Genomic DNA, 17,393 nt, shown 5'->3' with positions numbered 1-17,393 from the left:
AATTTGGTTCAGTATACCTGCTAATCTAGTGTGCTTTGAGGGCCGCATTGCTCAGGAGTTACTGCGTGGGTCGTGTGTTTGATAAATTCAATTCTATTTACTGGTTAGAAACGCGCCAACTTGTCCGTCTCGCCCTGCCTATCTGTGGTGCACAGCTCGCCCAGGCGGGCATGAGCGTGGTGGATGTGATGATGACAGGTCGCCACAACGCCACCTCGTTGGCGGCTGTATCGGTCGGCTCTAGCCTGTGGATGCCGTTAATGCTGTTTATGACCGGCACGCTGATGGGGCTAACCCCAATCGTTGCGCACCTGCTGGGTGGGCAACGCCACAACGCTATTCGCCCGGCCGTGCATCAGGCGCTTTGGGTGGCAATCGCACTGGGTCTGATGGCAGCACTGCTGCTTTGGGTAACGGTACTGCCTATTTTTGACTTAATGGAGGTGCCCCGTCAGGTAGCCAACTCGTCCGCTGCCTACCTTTCAGCAGTGGCGTTTGGCATGCCTGGCATTGCACTTTTTCAGGCGCTTAGGGCTTTTTCGGATGGCATGAACCATACACGACCTGCCCTATGGATCAGTCTAATCGGCTTAACAGTCAACATACCTGCCAACTATCTGCTGATTTACGGCGGCGACGGTTTGGTCAGTCTACTGGGACCCTGGCTACCTAGTGCAGTGCAACAGCTGCCTGCTTGGGGCGCGCTGGGGTGTGGCATCGCCACCGCGCTTTCCATGTGGGTCATGGCGATCGCGATGGCTTTTTACACACACCGTACCCACCAATATCAAGGCATTGCGTTATGGCAACGTTTGACGCTCCCCAAGTGGCATGGCATACAGGAGCTACTGATTGTTGGTGTACCCATCGGCGTGGCAATTTTCGTTGAAGTCACTTTATTCACACTTATCGCGTTATTTATCGCCAGCTTTGGCGAAGTCACCGTCGGCGCGCACCAAGTGGCGCTTAGTTATACCTCCATCCTGTTTATGCTGCCCATGTCACTTAGCATGGCGCTTACTGTGCGTGTAGGTAATACGCTCGGGCAACAACGCATGAGCCAGGCCCGCTGCGTAGCCTGGAACGGTATTGTGATTAGTGTCGTTGTCGCCGCATTTAATAGCCTACTCCTTTGGACAACAGCAGCCCCAGTCATCACGCTCTACACATCTAATCAAGCCATACAAACCCTAGCACTCTCGATTGTGGCGCTAGCGGCGATTTTTCAACTTTCCGATTCGCTTCAAGTGAATTTGGCGGGCGCTCTTAGAGGCTATAAAGATACCCGTGTCGTAATGGTGATTACAGTACTCTCTTATTGGCTGGTGGGCCTTGGAGGAGGCCACTGGCTAGGTTCACGAGGCGCTGGAAGTGCCTTCGGCCCACTAGGCGTTCATGGTTATTGGATTGGCTTAATTGCCGGTTTAAGCACCGCCGCTTTACTACTGGCTTGGCGCCTGCACGCTATCAGTCGACGGTACATCAGTACTCAGGATGTAAGATGAAGCGATATTTTCGGGTATTGGCTCAGTGGCTATTGCCATTAACACTGCTGGGCTGCGGTGATAAGCACCAAGCAGAAGAGCCTTGGTCGGCTTACTACCAACAATTGGAAAACGCGTTAGACGATGGAAGTATTGAGAGACAATCACCGCCTAACATTGGCGAATTCCCTGCTCGCAAAGCACGCTTGTTCGATATCGACGAAACACGAGACTCGCTACTAAACATCTACGCATTGCGAGAATGTGATATCACATCCTTGGTGGCTGCTCGCAATAATCAACTAGGCAAAGTGGCCCCGCCCAGTCAGCAATGGCTATATGAAAGGACACTTTGGCAGCGCTTGACGCTCTGCTGGACAAGCAATGTTCCCAAGGAATTAAGTGAAGAAAGCCGCGAACGACTGCGACGCTTAACGGGTACTAAAACGTCTCAACTGCCCTATGTCAGTTGGAATGCACTATTTGACTCAGATGAATGGATCGCCAGTTTTGCTCGGGCCAGCCACCCTTTGAAGATCGGTGCTATGCCGGATATTGAGTCTCAGCTAGACGCAGTGCATTACTTACAGCAAATGGTTGAGCATCAATTCAGCCTTGCGTGGCACCAAGATTCATCGAGGCTGGAGCAACACCTAAACACGCTTCGGGCACGCCCTTTAACCGCCGAAATACTGCGCACGCTTATGCTAGCGACTCAGCGGCTTAACGACGCTAGCGAATATCTAAATCAATACGCCGCGCCGAACGAGACGTGCTTACCGATGTGGGATCAGCAACGCTTAACCACGTTTTCTCACTCCGCCAAACGCTGGTTAACCGCCGTTAATAACTTAATCAATCGCCACCCCATCGTTGCGCCAGAGGCTCTGCAAGCGTATCAGTCAACGTGGCTATCATTGGCGGCGCGCAATTCACCCTGGCAGCAGTTTCAAGCGGCGATAGATACCCACGACCGTGCCAGATCCCGGTTTGCCCATTGCGCGACTGATTAAAACGCTAATTTTCCCTTAACCTTCAGGCCAACCTGTGCTATTGGTGAGATATGCGGCAAACAGAAACTCACTGATTTGCCAATGTCGTGGCCACGCAGCATGAAGGAGGGACACTATGGGCGCACCCCTGTCACCCCGCTCTGCCCAGGTCATCGACCTGGATTCTGTACGTCAGCGTCATCAGGCGCGTAAAACGCTTGTGCGTTTAGCGCCAGAGCTGGATGGATTGGAAATGGTATATCAGTTGGCGTCGGATCCGGACAGCTACTACGGGATGCCCCTGCTTGCATGGGGACTTAGAGAAGACGGCCACGTCGTTGGGTTAGTGCCCTGGATGGAACAGCTAACCGATTGTCACGAGCTTCACCGCTATGAAGACGGTCGATTTATTGGCTATAGAGATCCTGAAACGGAAGAAATTTTCGACGTCCCACCCGACCATAAAGCCGATGAGCTTGCCTCCGCCGCTGAATATTTTGAATACGAATCCTCTGGTGGCATCACACTTATCCAGCAATTACCCGATACGTTAGGCACTCATGCGTTATGCATGAACCGGCCCGATAGCCCATGGCAGATGAAGCCTGTTTACGGCTGGCGGTTGTATAGCGATGGCAGCATTGATGCCCTGCTTGCTGATGAAGATAAAGCCAAAATGACACCTATCTTGTTGGGAGATGACTGCCTGTACAGCGCAAAGTCGATACATCAAAGCGTCTACTTTTTTCAGCGCCATATTGCCAATCGCATTTTAGAGGAAGACCCAGCCACTCTTGACGCACTAGCCATTGTAGTTTTGCCGCAGGAATAAGGAATCGCACGGGTTATCAAGGTAACCCGTGTTGACTTAACAACATCTATGCCAAACGTATAAAATACCAATACTGGTCAGACTCTGAATATTGCTGCAGCAATTCATGGCCTAGAAACTGGCAAAATTTAGGCACATCGCGAGTAGTAGCAGGGTCTGTAGCAATGACCTTTAGTACATCGCCAGAAGCCATATCACGGACTTTATTATGCATCAGCATAATCGGTTCAGGACAATAAAGGCCACTGGTATCCAGTAGCACATCATAGTGTGGCGCATCCTTTATAATGTCAGACATCGATACCCTCAGAGCTGAGACTTAATCTATGATCAAAATCATCATTGAACGGCGTATTATGCCCGGTCTTGAAGAAGAATATGAACAAGCCGCTCGTGAAGCCATGCGTGTTTCATTAGGCGCTCGCGGCTTTGTCGGCGGCGAGAGCCTTGTTGAACTTGGCCACACTGACCGTCGTTTAATGATTACCAAATGGCGCAACCTACGCGCTTGGAATGAATGGCATCATAGCGAAGCGCGGGCCAACGCAATGCAGCAAATTCTACCGCTTTTAACAGAAGAAGAAACAATCCGAATTTATGAAGCCAGCTATTAAGCTTAGTGCTTCAATCTTACATGTACGGTCACCTCTTCACGATCATGATAAAGATGACGACACGCAATGTCTGCAGACACGTTTGCTTCGGATAACGAACTCTCTAACATTGCCAAACAACGTGATACCTCTTCCCAGCGTTTTTTCATGGGTAACTTAAGGTTAAAAATAGCTTCTCTGCACCACTTTCGAATCAACCATCGCTCAACCATGGCTAGCACACGCACGGGTTTATCAACAATGTCGCAGACCAGCCAATCCAAACGCTGCGGCGGCTCCCAAGTGAAGCCATCTGCTTTTAGATGATCAATTTGCCCCGTTCGCATCAGCTGTGAATCCATGGGACCATTGTCGATCGCATATACATACATCCCTCGCTGGACTAACTGCCATGTCCAGCCTCCGGGTGCCGCCCCCAAGTCAGCCGCCTGCATGTTGTCCGCTAGGCGTTTGTCCCATTCTTCTCGCGGTATAAACTCATGCCACGCCTCTTCTAACTTAAGCGTTGAACGGCTGGGAGCTCGTGATGGGGAACGAAGACGTCGAATGCCATTAATTAGATCGCTACGATTGCCTGGGAAGCTCATCGCCAGCTGAACTTTATCACCGTCAGTCCAGAAAATATGTAAGCGTCGTGCGCCCGCGCTACGCCTTAAAGCCCCACGCTTTTTCAGCATACTTTCCAACGGTTTTGTAAGCGCTTTGATCAGCCCGACCAGCGCTTTACCGTCATTGGTATCCGGCGTTTCGTGCCAAATCTGTTCGAAATTCCAGCGGCTGGCTTTAACCTGCTCCAATATAGCGGTAAGGCGATCATCACGTGACAGAGTGAGGGCAGGTAAAGCAGCCAGGCTTTGACGTGCGAAAATTAGTTTCTTAAACGCTGCGTGGCGGTGCAAATCATTCACCGGCTCGCCATCGACTCGCGTTAAGCTTACCCAACCCTCGCCGTAAGACGGCTCACAGATCACGTCATGTAGTGCTGCGTGATACTGCATTTCTGCCAGGGCATCGCTTTCGAACCCTGGACGGCAGTAAACTAGCCACGACGTGGGTACTATTTCACTCACCACTTCACCTCGATTATGTCCATCACCAACGGTGATAGCCGCCTAATTAATTGGCCCGCATGATATCACTTATGCTGCGTTATTTATTTTCTTCCGCGCAACAAAAAGCCCCGAACACACTGTGCTCGGGGCTTTTCTAAATAAGTACCTGACGGTTACCCGGTCGGCGCTCCGATACTCTTCATGGGGAGACCCCTAAACACAAAGCCCCGACCAAACGGCCGGGGCTTCGCTAAATAAGTGCCTGACGATGACCTACTCTCGCATGGGGAGACCCCACACTACCATCGGCGCGAAGCGGTTTCACTGCTGAGTTCGGCATGGGATCAGGTGGTTCACGCTTGCTATGGTCGTCAGGCGTAACTTTAAATGTCTATCATGCTGTACGGTGTTTTGTGGCGTCTCTCTTACCAAGCCCTGTGTCGTCAACAGTCGGCTCAGTGCGCGTATCCGGTTCTCTCGTTATCATCACGACCAGACCCCTTGGGTGTTATAGGGTCAAGCCTCACGGGCCATTAGTACACGTTAGCTCAACACCTTGCAGCGCTTCCACACCGTGCCTATCAACCAGCTGGTCTCGCTGGGCCCTTCAGGAGGCTCGTGGCCTCAGGGATGTCTCATCTTGAAGGGGGCTTCCCGCTTAGATGCTTTCAGCGGTTATCCCGTCCGCACATAGCTACCCGGCAATGCCACTGGCGTGACAACCGGAACACCAGAGGTGCGTCCACTCCGGTCCTCTCGTACTAGGAGCAGCCCTTCTCAAACATCCAACGCCCACGGCAGATAGGGACCGAACTGTCTCACGACGTTCTAAACCCAGCTCGCGTACCACTTTAAATGGCGAACAGCCATACCCTTGGGACCGACTTCAGCCCCAGGATGTGATGAGCCGACATCGAGGTGCCAAACACCGCCGTCGATGTGAACTCTTGGGCGGTATCAGCCTGTTATCCCCGGAGTACCTTTTATCCGTTGAGCGATGGCCCTTCCATACAGAACCACCGGATCACTAGAACCTGCTTTCGCACCTGCTCGACGTGTCTGTCTCGCAGTCAAGCACCCTTATGCTCTTGCACTCATTGCACGATGTCCGACCGTGCTGAGGGTACCTTCGTGCTCCTCCGTTACGCTTTGGGAGGAGACCGCCCCAGTCAAACTACCCACCACACACTGTCCTCGATCCGGATAACGGACCTGAGTGAGAACGCCAATGATGCCAGGCTGGTATTTCAAGGTTGGCTCCCTTCGAACTGGCGTCCAAAGTTCAAAGCCTCCCAGCTATCCTACACAGGCAACATCAGCGTCCAGTGTGAAGCTATAGTAAAGGTTCACGGGGTCTTTCCGTCTAGCCGCGGGTACACCGCATCTTCACGGCGATTTCAATTTCACTGAGTCTCGGGTGGAGACAGCGTGGCCATCATTACGCCATTCGTGCAGGTCGGAACTTACCCGACAAGGAATTTCGCTACCTTAGGACCGTTATAGTTACGGCCGCCGTTTACCGGGGCTTCAATCAAGAGCTTCGGACGAATCCTAACACCATCATTTAACCTTCCGGCACCGGGCAGGCGTCACACCCTATACGTCCGCTTGCGCGTTAGCAGAGTGCTGTGTTTTTAATAAACAGTTGCAGCCACCTGGTATCTTCGACCGGTTCTCGCTTAAGCCGCGAGGGCTCTCACAATACGCCGGCGTGCCTTCTCCCGAAGTTACGGCACCATTTTGCCTAGTTCCTTCACCCGAGTTCTCTCAAGCGCCTTGGGATTCTCACCCTGACCACCTGTGTCGGTTTGGGGTACGGTCGCACATGATCTGAAGCTTAGAGGCTTTTCCTGGAAGCGTGGCATCGATGACTTCAACACCTTAGTGTCTTCGTCTCGTCTCTCGGCCTTAAGGGTCCGGATTTACCTAAACCCTCAGCCTACGGACTTTCACCAGGACTACCAACGCCTGGCTCATCTAGCCTTCTTCGTCCCCCCATCGCAACCATGTCCGGTACGGGAATATTGACCCGTTTCCCATCGACTACGCCTTTCGGCCTCGCCTTAGGGGCCGACTCACTCTGCTCCGATTAGCGTCGAACAGAAACCCTTGGTCTTCCGGCGAGGGAGTTTTTCACTCCCTTTATCGTTACTCATGTCAGCATTCGCACTCGTGATACCTCCAGCAGACTTCTCAATCCACCTTCATCGGCGTACACGACGCTCCTCTACCGCGCATTCCTAAGAACGCACCCGTAGCTTCGGTACCTGGTTTAGCCCCGTTACATCTTCCGCGCAGGCCGACTCGACTAGTGAGCTATTACGCTTTCTTTAAAGGATGGCTGCTTCTAAGCCAACCTCCTAGCTGTCTGAGCCTTCCCACATCGTTTCCCACTTAACCAGGATTTCGGGACCTTAGCTGACGGTCTGGGTTGTTTCCCTTTTCACAACGGACGTTAGCACCCGCTGTGTGTCTCCCACGCTCGCACTCACCGGTATTCGGAGTTTGCCTCGGGTTGGTAAGTCGGGATGACCCCCTAGCCGAAACAGTGCTCTACCCCCGGCGGTGATACGTGAGGCGCTACCTAAATAGCTTTCGAGGAGAACCAGCTATCTCCGAGCTTGATTAGCCTTTCACTCCGATCCACAAGTCATCCAAATCTTTTTCAACAGATCCTGGTTCGGGCCTCCAATTGATGTTACTCAATCTTCACCCTGCTCATGGATAGATCGCTCGGTTTCGGGTCTATATCCAGCGACTGTGTCGCCCAGTTAAGACTCGGTTTCCCTACGGCTCCCCTATACGGTTAACCTCGCCACTGAATATAAGTCGCTGACCCATTATACAAAAGGTACGCAGTCACCCAACAAGTGGGCTCCTACTGCTTGTACGCACACGGTTTCAGGATCTATTTCACTCCCCTCTCCGGGGTTCTTTTCGCCTTTCCCTCACGGTACTGGTTCACTATCGGTCAGCCAGGAGTATTTAGCCTTGGAGGATGGTCCCCCCGTCTTCAGTCAAGGTTTCTCGTGCCCCGACCTACTCGATTTCACATGATCAGATTTTCGACTACGGGGCTATCACCCGCTACGGCCGCGCTTCCCAACGCATTCGCCTAATCAGTCACATGCTTAAGGGCTGGTCCCCGTTCGCTCGCCGCTACTGGGGGAATCTCGGTTGATTTCTTTTCCTCAGGGTACTTAGATGTTTCAGTTCCCCTGGTTCGCCTCCTGGCCCTATAGATTCAGGACAGGATACCGATCTTGTGATCGGTGGGTTTCCCCATTCAGAAATGCCCGGGTCACAGGTTGTTTGCCACCTCGCCGAGCCTTATCGCAGGCTTCCACGTCTTTCATCGCCTCTGGCTGCCTAGGCATCCACCGTGTGCGCTTCATTGCTTGACCCTATAACCCGAAGGAGTCTGGTATCTCGCAATGATAACGATTGCCGGATACGCTTGAGACGTATCACAAAACAATTACGTAGGAACGTGTTCAAAACACGTTCCTGTCAGCATGATATACATTGTTAAAGAGCGACTGCTATGCGCAGTGATAAGCGGATGCTTTTTTCACTTTAAAAGAAAAAGAAAGGTCTTTAAAAAAAGGTCTTTTTTCTTTTTTCAATGTGAAGACAACGCTTATCACTGCGTATCGGCAGTTTCTTGATCAGGTAATTCATTGTGAGCGCTTACCGCGAGGATAATGCATCGTTTAAGGAGGTGATCCAGCCGCAGGTTCCCCTACGGCTACCTTGTTACGACTTCACCCCAGTCATGAACCACACCGTGGTGATCGCCCTCCAAAGTTAGGCTAACCACTTCTGGTGCAGTCCACTCCCATGGTGTGACGGGCGGTGTGTACAAGGCCCGGGAACGTATTCACCGTGACATTCTGATTCACGATTACTAGCGATTCCGACTTCACGGAGTCGAGTTGCAGACTCCGATCCGGACTGAGACCGGCTTTAAGGGATTCGCTGACTCTCGCGAGCTCGCAGCCCTCTGTACCGGCCATTGTAGCACGTGTGTAGCCCTACCCGTAAGGGCCATGATGACTTGACGTCGTCCCCACCTTCCTCCGGTTTGTCACCGGCAGTCTCCTTAGAGTTCCCGGCATTACCCGCTGGCAAATAAGGACAAGGGTTGCGCTCGTTACGGGACTTAACCCAACATTTCACAACACGAGCTGACGACAGCCATGCAGCACCTGTCTTACAGTTCCCGAAGGCACACCAAGATCTCTCTCGGCTTCTGTAGATGTCAAGGGTAGGTAAGGTTCTTCGCGTTGCATCGAATTAAACCACATGCTCCACCGCTTGTGCGGGCCCCCGTCAATTCATTTGAGTTTTAACCTTGCGGCCGTACTCCCCAGGCGGTCGACTTATCGCGTTAACTTCGCCACAAAGTGCGCTAGGCACCCAACGGCTGGTCGACATCGTTTACGGCGTGGACTACCAGGGTATCTAATCCTGTTTGCTACCCACGCTTTCGCACCTCAGTGTCAGTGTCAGTCCAGAAGGCCGCCTTCGCCACTGGTATTCCTCCCGATCTCTACGCATTTCACCGCTACACCGGGAATTCTACCTTCCTCTCCTGCACTCTAGCCTGATAGTTCCGGATGCCGTTCCCAGGTTGAGCCCGGGGCTTTCACAACCGGCTTATCAAGCCACCTACGCGCGCTTTACGCCCAGTAATTCCGATTAACGCTTGCACCCTCCGTATTACCGCGGCTGCTGGCACGGAGTTAGCCGGTGCTTCTTCTGCGAGTGATGTCTTTCCTGGCGGGTATTAACCACCAGGCGTTCTTCCTCGCTGAAAGTGCTTTACAACCCGAGGGCCTTCTTCACACACGCGGCATGGCTGGATCAGGGTTGCCCCCATTGTCCAATATTCCCCACTGCTGCCTCCCGTAGGAGTTCGGGCCGTGTCTCAGTCCCGATGTGGCTGATCATCCTCTCAGACCAGCTACGGATCGTCGCCTTGGTGAGCCGTTACCTCACCAACCAGCTAATCCGGCATAGGCTCATCCGATAGCGGGAGCCAAAGCCCCCTTTCTCCCGTAGGACGTATGCGGTATTAGCCTGGGTTTCCCCAGGTTATCCCCCACTACCGGGTAGATTCCTATGCATTACTCACCCGTCCGCCGCTCGTCAGCATCTAGCAAGCTAGATCTGTTACCGCTCGACTTGCATGTGTTAGGCCTGCCGCCAGCGTTCAATCTGAGCCATGATCAAACTCTTCAGTTTAAGATCGTTGCGGTTCTTACCTGCCACCCAAAAGCGACAGAAGCGAACCAAACTTGGCTCAAGGGTCAAACGAATTCATTCAGTATCGGCTTCGAAAAGCCGTAGTGCTTGAGTCGCTTGCCTTGATAATAGGTGATTTATCACCCTCATCGGCAAGCGCCCACATGAATTACCTGATCAAATTATTAAAGAGCGTTTCGCTTTACAAAACCGGCCAACCGGTGAACGGCTTGGCCTCAGCGAGGAAGGCGTATTCTACGCACTTCCGGGTGGTTGTCAATGACTAATTGGCGCGAGGTGATGCAAACCCACTGTCACCATCAGCAACCTAACTCACTGACAAACCGAGGATTTTTAACCCCTCCCACCGCCAGCAACGCTTGGCGTCCCCGGCAGCGGATGCGTACTTTACGGCTTCACCGCCGGGCTGGCAAGAGGATGCTAAAAATAAAAAAGCGGCAGGTCTGGTTCAAAGAACCAAGCCTGCCGCAAACCACCGACCAGAACACCTGATCAGAGAGTGCCCACTCGCGGCCTGTGGCCGCGTCAACCGTTAATCAAATTTCAAACCCTAGGCCAAAGTCTTCACTGGAGATCGCCATCAGACTACCCGCACCCGATTGGATCATCTGCGCATGCGCTTTGGTGCGCGGCAATAACCGCTGGTAATAGAAACGTGCCGTATTCAACTTGGCAGCATAGAAGGCCTTTTCATCGCCCGTCAGAGAGAGGGAGGCTTGTTTGGCGGCGCGAGCAAACAGGTAAGCCAACGTGACGTAGCCGGAGTACATAAGGTAATCAACGCTCGCTGCACCGACTTCTTCACGGTCCTGCATAGCTTTCATGCCCACGCCCATGGTCAGCTCACCCCACTCAGCGTTCAGCTTGGCCAGCGGCTCAACAAACTCTTTAAGGTCAGGGTTATCGGCTTCTGCCTTGCAGAACTTGTGAATCTCTTTGGTGAACACTTTTAGCGATTCACCCTGACTCATGAGCACCTTACGGCCCAGCAGATCCAGCGCCTGAATACCGGTCGTGCCTTCATAAAGGCGGGTGATACGCGCATCACGTACCAACTGCTCCATGCCCCACTCTTTGATAAACCCATGGCCTCCGTAGATCTGTACGCCCTCGTTGGTACTTTCAAAACCAACTTCGGTCAGGAAAGCCTTAACGATAGGCGTTAGCAAACCAAGCAGGGTTTCAGCGTGATCTCGCTCTTCACCGGCCTGCCCATGCTCGACCACGTCTAGCATTTGCGCGGTATACAGCACCAACATGCGCCCGCCTTCAGCAAAGGCTTTCTGCGTTAGCAGCATGCGGCGCACATCGGGATGAACGATGATCGGATCTGCCGGCTTTTCAGGGGCCTGCTTACCTGACAGACCGCGCATCTGCAGCCGGTCGCGGGCGTAGCTGAGTGAGTTCTGGAAGCTGGCCTCGATCAACCCCAGCCCCTGAATACCGACGCCGAGACGTGCGGCATTCATCATGGTGAACATACACGCCAGCCCTTTGTTGGGCGGCCCCACCAAGTAGCCGGTCGCATCGTCAAAATTCATGACACAGGTGGCATTACCATGAATACCCATCTTGTGCTCTAAAGAGCCACAGGCCACGCCATTGCGTTCGCCAGGATTGCCTTCAGCATTCGGCAGGAATTTGGGGACGACAAATAGTGAAATACCCTTGGAGCCTTCAGGCGCATCGGGGAGCTTTGCCAGCACCAAGTGCACGATGTTCTCGGCAAGGTTGTGCTCACCCGCCGAGATAAAAATCTTGGTACCGGTAATTGCATACGCATCGCCCTCAACGGGCACCGCGCGGGTTTTGATGAGCCCGAGGTCGGTTCCGCAGTGCGGCTCGGTGAGACACATGGTCCCCGTCCAGACGCCTTCAACCAGCTTGGTAAGATAGGCCGCCTTTTGCTCTTCAGTACCATGATGCTTCAGCGCATCGGCTGCGCCATGGGAAAGCCCCGGATACATCCCCCATGCCAAGTTAGTTGCGCAGATCATTTCGGAGAGCATCATCGCCAACGAAGGCGGCAAGCCCTGACCACCTTGCTCAAGGTCCGCGGCCAGACTCGGCCAGCCCCCTTCCACGTACTGCTGGTAGGCCTCTTTAAAGCCTTTAGGCGCTTTAACCTCTCCTCCTTCTAACAGGCACCCCTCTTCATCGCCGCTTTGATTGATAGGCAGCAACACCTCGCGAGCAAAGCGGGCACCTTCCTCCAAAATGGCACTAACCACATCTGGAGAAGCCTCATCACCGTTGGGTAGCGATGCGTAATGACTGGGGTAGTCAAACATTTCGTCCATAACGAAACGCATGTCACGTAAGGGGGCCTGGTAGCTGGGCATGGCACTTCTCCTAAAACAGGGGGCTGAAAGCAACAAACGCTTATAGGGAACGGCTTTCAAACACATGTTTGAAATTAACGTGCAGCCAACAGCGAGTCAAGCGCTCGTTTGAATTAATCGACTCAACTTGCCACTACTTTGGTAGAAGTAATAATAAACAGCTGACTAAAAAGAAAAAACCTGCCAACAATAGCGCTGGCAGGTCTTGTTTTTAAGCAATCAATACGCTGTATTGCTTAATCACTGCATTCGAATCCCTCCGTCCAACCGGATCACCTCACCGTTCAGCATGGGGTTAGCGATAATCTGCTCGGCTAGCTGGGCAAATTCTTCAGGCTTGCCCAGCCGTTTGGGGAAAGGCACCGCGGCAGCCAACGCCTGGGCTGCATCGTCAGGTATCTCGCTCATCATGGGCGTTTCAAATACGCCAGGGGCAATGGCCATCACCCGGATAGCATGACGCGATAGTTCGCGCGCGGCGGGAAGACTCATACTAATAACGCCAGCTTTAGATGCACTGTAGGCGCACTGACCTACTTGGCCATCGAACGCAGCGATAGATGCAGTATTGATAATGATACCGCGCTCGCCGCTTTCATCAGGAGCATTTTTAGCCATCGCCGCAGCGGCCAAGCGCATTACATTGAAAGTGCCCACCAGGTTGATATTGATCGTCTTCGCATAGCTGTCCAGATCAGCCGGCGTGCCTTCACGGTCGACCAGTTTGGCTACGCTCACCACGCCTGCACAGTGTATAACCCCAGATAGCCCAAGCTCGCCTCCTAACGCAACCGCCTTATCAACCGCTTGCTGCATTTGCTCTGCAGAGGTGATATCGGCCAGGCATGCTTGAGCACCCTCCCCCAGCGTCTGGGCATGGGCGTTTACGCTTTCGTTTAAGTCGCAGAGCATCACGCGGGCCCCTCCGGCGACCAGGCGCTCGGCGGTGGCGGCCCCCAACCCGGAAGCGGCTCCGGTGATTAAAAACGTATGATCCTTCACTTGCATGATGATGTTTCCCTGTTATTAAAGCGTTACTGACTCAGGTTGGCGTCTTCAGCCGCCTGGGCACGCAATTTGAAGCGCTGGATCTTGCCACTGGGCGTTTTGGGCAGCTCGTCGACAAACTCGATGACACGAGGAAATGCGTGGGTCGATAATCGCTCGCGCACTTGCTGGCGAATTTCCTCCGCAAGCGCCTCACTAGGCTCATAGCCATCACGCAACACAATATACGACTTGATCACCTCGCCACGGATTTCATCAGGCTGGCCGACCGCCGCCGATTCCGCCACCGCGGGGTGCGCCATGACGCTGTTTTCGACATCGGTCGGGCCAACCCGATAGCCAGAGGTGGTAATGATGTCATCATCGCGACCGGCGAACTGAAACGAGCCATCCTCGTTACGAATCACCACGTCACCAGTCAGGTAATAACCCTTCACAAAAGGGTCTTTCTCTTGCCAGGTATAGCCCTGAAAAAAGTGCGCCGGGGATTGCTCAATATCCACGGCCAAAACGCCCGGCTCGCCAGGCGGCAACTCATTATACTCAGCGTCCAGAATCGCCAAGCGGTACCCTGGCATGGGCACACCCATGGCACCGACATGTTTGGGATGATCAAGGGCATGATGGTTGTTACACGTCATCCCGGTTTCGGTTTGACCGTAGTGATCCATGACAGAGCATCCCAGCGACTTTTCTACCCAGGTAACGACCTCGGTGTTAAGGGGCTCGCCGGCAGAGCTCGCGGCGCGAAGCTCCAAGGTCTGATGAGCATCATCAAATAGACCGGACGCTTTCATCAATCGATAGGCCGTTGGCGCTGCGGCAAAGTTGGTAATTCGGTGGCGCTTCATAAACTCAAGCGCACCGTCAGCAGTAAATCCGGCTTCGCAAAAGTGAGTCGTTACCCCTAGTAGCAGCGGGCCGGCGATCGCATAGTAAAGGCCATAAGCCCAGCCCGGATCCGCCATATTCCAGAAACGATCATCTTCCCGAAGGTCAACCGCAAGCTCCATATAGAGGGCAAACGCCGTCATACCGGAAAGCGGTACGGCAACGCCTTTAGGCTTACCGACCGTTCCAGAGGTAAACATCTGCAAAAAGGGCTTTTCAGGTGCCAAGCGCGGCGGCTCACCCTCCATTGACGCATGCGTCAACGCTGCGTGCCAATCGTGGTCGTCTGGATGCTCGCTTGTTGAACCACCCACCGCCAATACGGGCGGGCACTGGCTTAAGCCATCAAACTTGTAACGATTCACATGGTCCGTGATCACTAGCTTGGTATCAGCCCGTCCAAGGCGATAATCCACCGCATCAGGGCCAAAGGCGGTAAACAACGGTTGGTAAACCGCGCCAATACGCCAAGCCGCCAGTACCGCCACCAGCAACGGTAGCGAGCGGGGGAGCATACACGCGATGCGGTCCCCCTCGCCCAACCCTTGACCTTGAAACCAACCCGCCAGTTTAGCGCTTTGTTGATCAAGCTCTGCGTAGCTCAACGTGTGCGTCGCCCCGTCTACATCTTCTTGCACCAGAGCCAACACATGGCCCCGACCTGCACGAACATGGCGCCCACAACATGCTTCGAAAGCGTTTAATTGGCCGTCCTGATGGTCATCAAGCTTGGCAATCACCTCTCCGATGGAAAACGTATCAAGGTAATCCGAATAATTGGGTTGTGATGTCGCTGTCATGATAGCTCTCTTAAATATTGTTGGTAGTGAGCATCGGGCTACGCAGTCGCGAGCGTTGTAATTATCAGTTTACGTTAACGGAACCCTTTGAATAAAACCCAAGCTAAAAGCAAACGCGGTGAAGCGCAAGCGAGTAGCCGCGTTTGATGGTTATACGTTAGTCGAGAGAGGCCAATGACTGACGTATGCTTAGCGGGCCATAATCATCGCAACCAGTTCATCGGCTAAATCATCTGGTGTCCTAGGCCCGTCGGGATCATACCAACGTACCGTCCAGTTTAACGCGCCCAAGATAAAGCGGGAGACCAAAAAACGGTCCCCATGAATCAGCCCAGCGGCCAACGCATCATCGATTACGGCGACCCATTGCGCCTCATAAGCATCGCGTAGATGACTGAGGTGAGCACTGGCAGCCGGGGTTAAACGTCGCCATTCAAACAGCGCTACCACGTGGGCATTGCGGTCGGTAAATAGTGTTTCCAGATGAGCTCGCGCCATCGCACGGAGGCGTGCTTCGGGGGTTTCTCCACAGCTTTCGAGAGCCCGGCGTGCGATAAAAAGGGCATTGTGAGTTCCTTCTTCGATTACCGCCGCCAGGATTTCTTGCTTATCTTTGAAATGATGAAACAAGCTACCGGACTTAATGCCCATTTCCTGCGCCAGCATACGGACCGTGGTGCGGTCGAAACCTTCTTGGACAAAAAGCTGAGCCGCAAGGCGTGTTAATTCCTTGCGACGTGGAGAGGCATTCATTACATTCATGTTGTTCACACTAGCGCTTGCTTGGTTACCCAGGAGAAGACCACAGCACCGGCAACGGGTCAACGCATAGCGCGCCACTCAGCGAGATAATCACAATAACCTTTAAGGAGTACACCATGAGTAACGCCACAGACATTGTATTTCTGTCGGCTGCGCGCACCCCCATGGGCGGCATGATGGGCAGCCTGTCAAGCCTGAGTGCACCTGAGCTGGGCGCGACGGCCATCCGCGCTGCGATTGAGCGTGCAGGCATCGACCCTGCAACGGTCGAAGAAGGCATTATGGGCTGTGTATTACCTGCTGGCGTCAAGCAAGGGCCGGCCCGGCAAGCTATGCGTCAGGCGGGCATCCCCGATGCCAACGGCGCCACCACTATTAACAAGCTGTGCGGCTCGGGAATGAAAGCCACTATGCTGGCTCACGATCTGATCAAAGCAGGCAGTGGCGATATAATCCTTGCAGGCGGTATGGAATCCATGTCCAATGCCCCGCACGTGCTCACCAAGGCACGCAGCGGTTATCGGCTAGGCCATGGTGAGCTGAAAGATCACATGTTCCTGGATGGCCTGGAAGATGCTGAAACAGGTAAGTTGATGGGCGTCTTCGCCCAGGATGTCGCGTCTCAACGTGGCTACACCCGCGAGCGGCTGGACGATTTTGCCATTGCCTCGCTCGAGCGAGCCATGGCGGCTACCAATGCAGGCCACTTAGCAGCTGAGATGGCACCTGTAACCGTCACCTCTCGCCAGGGCGACTCCTTGGTTGAACATGACGAGCAGCCGTTCCAGGCCAAGCTGGATAAAATTCGCCAGCTGCGCCCTGCCTTTGCCAAAGAGGGCACGATAACCGCCGCCAACTCAAGCTCAATTTCGGACGGCGCTTCGGCACTTCTTTTAGCGAGTCAGGCAGCGGCAGATCAACACGGCATTAAACCACTAGCACGCATGTTGGGGCACACGACCCACTCACGCCACCCGAGTGAATTCACGATCGCCCCTGTGGGCGCGATTGAAAAGCTGATGAAAAAGCTAAGCTGGGGCGTCAATGACGTTGATCTATTTGAAATCAACGAAGCCTTTGCCGTGGTGACACTGATGGCAATGGATGATTTGGGGCTGCCCCACGACAAGGTCAACGTTTTTGGCGGTGCCTGCGCCCAAGGCCACCCGATTGGCTCTACCGGCTCACGCATTATCGCGACCTTGATCCATGCATTGCGTACTAAAGGTGGCAAACGTGGCATTGCTAGCTTATGCATTGGCGGTGGCGAAGCAACGGCCATCGCCGTAGAGCTAATCGATTAACCAGCAATTTCAAGGCTAAATCACACCGATTAGCACCCTGGCAG

General features: G+C 53.6%; 11 protein-coding genes and 3 rRNA genes. 5 read left to right on the top strand and 9 right to left on the bottom strand.

Going from position 1 to position 17,393, the window contains the following annotated elements:
• Positions 1–65: 65 nt before the first annotated feature.
• From CPH17_RS00675 to CPH17_RS00665, 3 genes are all read left to right on the top strand, one after another.
• Positions 66–1,505: an MATE family efflux transporter gene (locus tag CPH17_RS00675; protein ID WP_096297819.1), complete on the top strand. Its 1,440-nt coding sequence runs from the start codon at positions 66–68 to the stop codon at positions 1,503–1,505.
• Positions 1,502–2,497 (top strand): DUF3080 family protein, encoded by a 996-nt coding sequence (locus CPH17_RS00670; RefSeq protein ID WP_074395959.1) that lies wholly within the window; start codon positions 1,502–1,504, stop codon positions 2,495–2,497. The genes CPH17_RS00675 and CPH17_RS00670 overlap by 4 nt, the downstream gene beginning before the upstream one ends.
• Positions 2,498–2,612: 115 nt before the next feature.
• Positions 2,613–3,308 (top strand): hypothetical protein, encoded by a 696-nt coding sequence (locus tag CPH17_RS00665; RefSeq protein WP_074395958.1) that lies wholly within the window; start codon positions 2,613–2,615, stop codon positions 3,306–3,308.
• A 46-nt stretch (positions 3,309–3,354) separates the two neighbouring features.
• Here the strand turns inward: CPH17_RS00665 and tusA are convergent, their stop codons facing one another.
• Positions 3,355–3,606, bottom strand: a complete 252-nt coding sequence (gene tusA, locus CPH17_RS00660) for a sulfurtransferase TusA (protein ID WP_096297817.1) — start codon at positions 3,604–3,606, stop codon at positions 3,355–3,357.
• 28 nt (positions 3,607–3,634) lie between these two features.
• Between tusA and CPH17_RS00655 the strand changes: the two genes are divergently transcribed.
• Entirely contained in the window at positions 3,635–3,922 is a 288-nt protein-coding gene (locus tag CPH17_RS00655) for an antibiotic biosynthesis monooxygenase family protein (RefSeq protein WP_074395956.1), read from the top strand.
• Between the two features lie 2 nt (positions 3,923–3,924).
• Here CPH17_RS00655 and rlmM read toward each other — a convergent pair whose 3' ends face one another.
• The 8 genes from rlmM to CPH17_RS00615 form a co-directional block, all read right to left on the bottom strand.
• Positions 3,925–4,995, bottom strand: coding sequence for a 23S rRNA (cytidine(2498)-2'-O)-methyltransferase RlmM (rlmM, locus tag CPH17_RS00650; RefSeq protein WP_172822095.1), 1,071 nt, complete (start codon positions 4,993–4,995; stop codon positions 3,925–3,927).
• 239 nt (positions 4,996–5,234) lie between these two features.
• Positions 5,235–5,350: ribosomal RNA gene (gene rrf / locus CPH17_RS00645) — 5S ribosomal RNA — on the bottom strand.
• Between the two features lie 136 nt (positions 5,351–5,486).
• Positions 5,487–8,378: ribosomal RNA gene (locus CPH17_RS00640) — 23S ribosomal RNA — on the bottom strand.
• 310 nt (positions 8,379–8,688) lie between these two features.
• Positions 8,689–10,221 (bottom strand): 16S ribosomal RNA (locus CPH17_RS00635).
• The 16S, 23S and 5S rRNA genes sit together here, the layout of an rRNA operon.
• 557 nt (positions 10,222–10,778) lie before the next feature.
• Entirely contained in the window at positions 10,779–12,584 is a 1,806-nt protein-coding gene (locus tag CPH17_RS00630; RefSeq protein WP_096297815.1) for an acyl-CoA dehydrogenase C-terminal domain-containing protein, read from the bottom strand.
• A 240-nt stretch (positions 12,585–12,824) separates the two neighbouring features.
• A complete protein-coding gene (locus CPH17_RS00625; RefSeq protein WP_074395954.1) occupies positions 12,825–13,592 on the bottom strand; it encodes an SDR family NAD(P)-dependent oxidoreductase in 768 nt (255 codons plus the stop codon).
• Between the two features lie 26 nt (positions 13,593–13,618).
• Complete coding sequence (locus CPH17_RS00620; RefSeq protein WP_074395953.1) at positions 13,619–15,283, bottom strand: AMP-binding protein; 1,665 nt, start codon at positions 15,281–15,283, stop codon at positions 13,619–13,621.
• A gap of 189 nt (positions 15,284–15,472) precedes the next feature.
• Positions 15,473–16,036 (bottom strand): TetR/AcrR family transcriptional regulator, encoded by a 564-nt coding sequence (locus tag CPH17_RS00615; protein WP_074395952.1) that lies wholly within the window; start codon positions 16,034–16,036, stop codon positions 15,473–15,475.
• Positions 16,037–16,161: 125 nt separating this feature from the next.
• On the opposite strand from CPH17_RS00615, the gene CPH17_RS00610 reads away from it, so the two are divergent.
• A complete protein-coding gene (locus CPH17_RS00610; protein ID WP_074395951.1) occupies positions 16,162–17,349 on the top strand; it encodes an acetyl-CoA C-acyltransferase in 1,188 nt (395 codons plus the stop codon).
• Positions 17,350–17,393 lie beyond the last annotated feature (44 nt).

This window comes from Halomonas sp. hl-4, assembly GCF_900215475.1.
Lineage (GTDB): Bacteria > Pseudomonadota > Gammaproteobacteria > Pseudomonadales > Halomonadaceae > Vreelandella.
The sequence above is the reverse complement of the archived record's forward strand: the minus strand, read 5'-3'. Positions and strand labels throughout refer to the sequence as shown.

Excerpts from the sequence above, each read along its gene's own strand:
- tusA (WP_096297817.1), bottom strand. The coding sequence starts at position 3,606 with ATGTCTGACATTATAAAGGATGCGCCACACTATGATGTGCTACTGGAT.
- CPH17_RS00670 (WP_074395959.1), top strand. The coding sequence starts at position 1,502 with ATGAAGCGATATTTTCGGGTATTGGCTCAGTGGCTATTGCCATTAACA.
- CPH17_RS00610 (WP_074395951.1), top strand. The coding sequence starts at position 16,162 with ATGAGTAACGCCACAGACATTGTATTTCTGTCGGCTGCGCGCACCCCC.
- CPH17_RS00615 (WP_074395952.1), bottom strand. The coding sequence starts at position 16,036 with ATGAATGCCTCTCCACGTCGCAAGGAATTAACACGCCTTGCGGCTCAG.
- CPH17_RS00620 (WP_074395953.1), bottom strand. The coding sequence starts at position 15,283 with ATGACAGCGACATCACAACCCAATTATTCGGATTACCTTGATACGTTT.
- CPH17_RS00625 (WP_074395954.1), bottom strand. The coding sequence starts at position 13,592 with ATGCAAGTGAAGGATCATACGTTTTTAATCACCGGAGCCGCTTCCGGG.
- CPH17_RS00630 (WP_096297815.1), bottom strand. The coding sequence starts at position 12,584 with ATGCCCAGCTACCAGGCCCCCTTACGTGACATGCGTTTCGTTATGGAC.
- CPH17_RS00655 (WP_074395956.1), top strand. The coding sequence starts at position 3,635 with ATGATCAAAATCATCATTGAACGGCGTATTATGCCCGGTCTTGAAGAA.
- CPH17_RS00665 (WP_074395958.1), top strand. The coding sequence starts at position 2,613 with ATGGGCGCACCCCTGTCACCCCGCTCTGCCCAGGTCATCGACCTGGAT.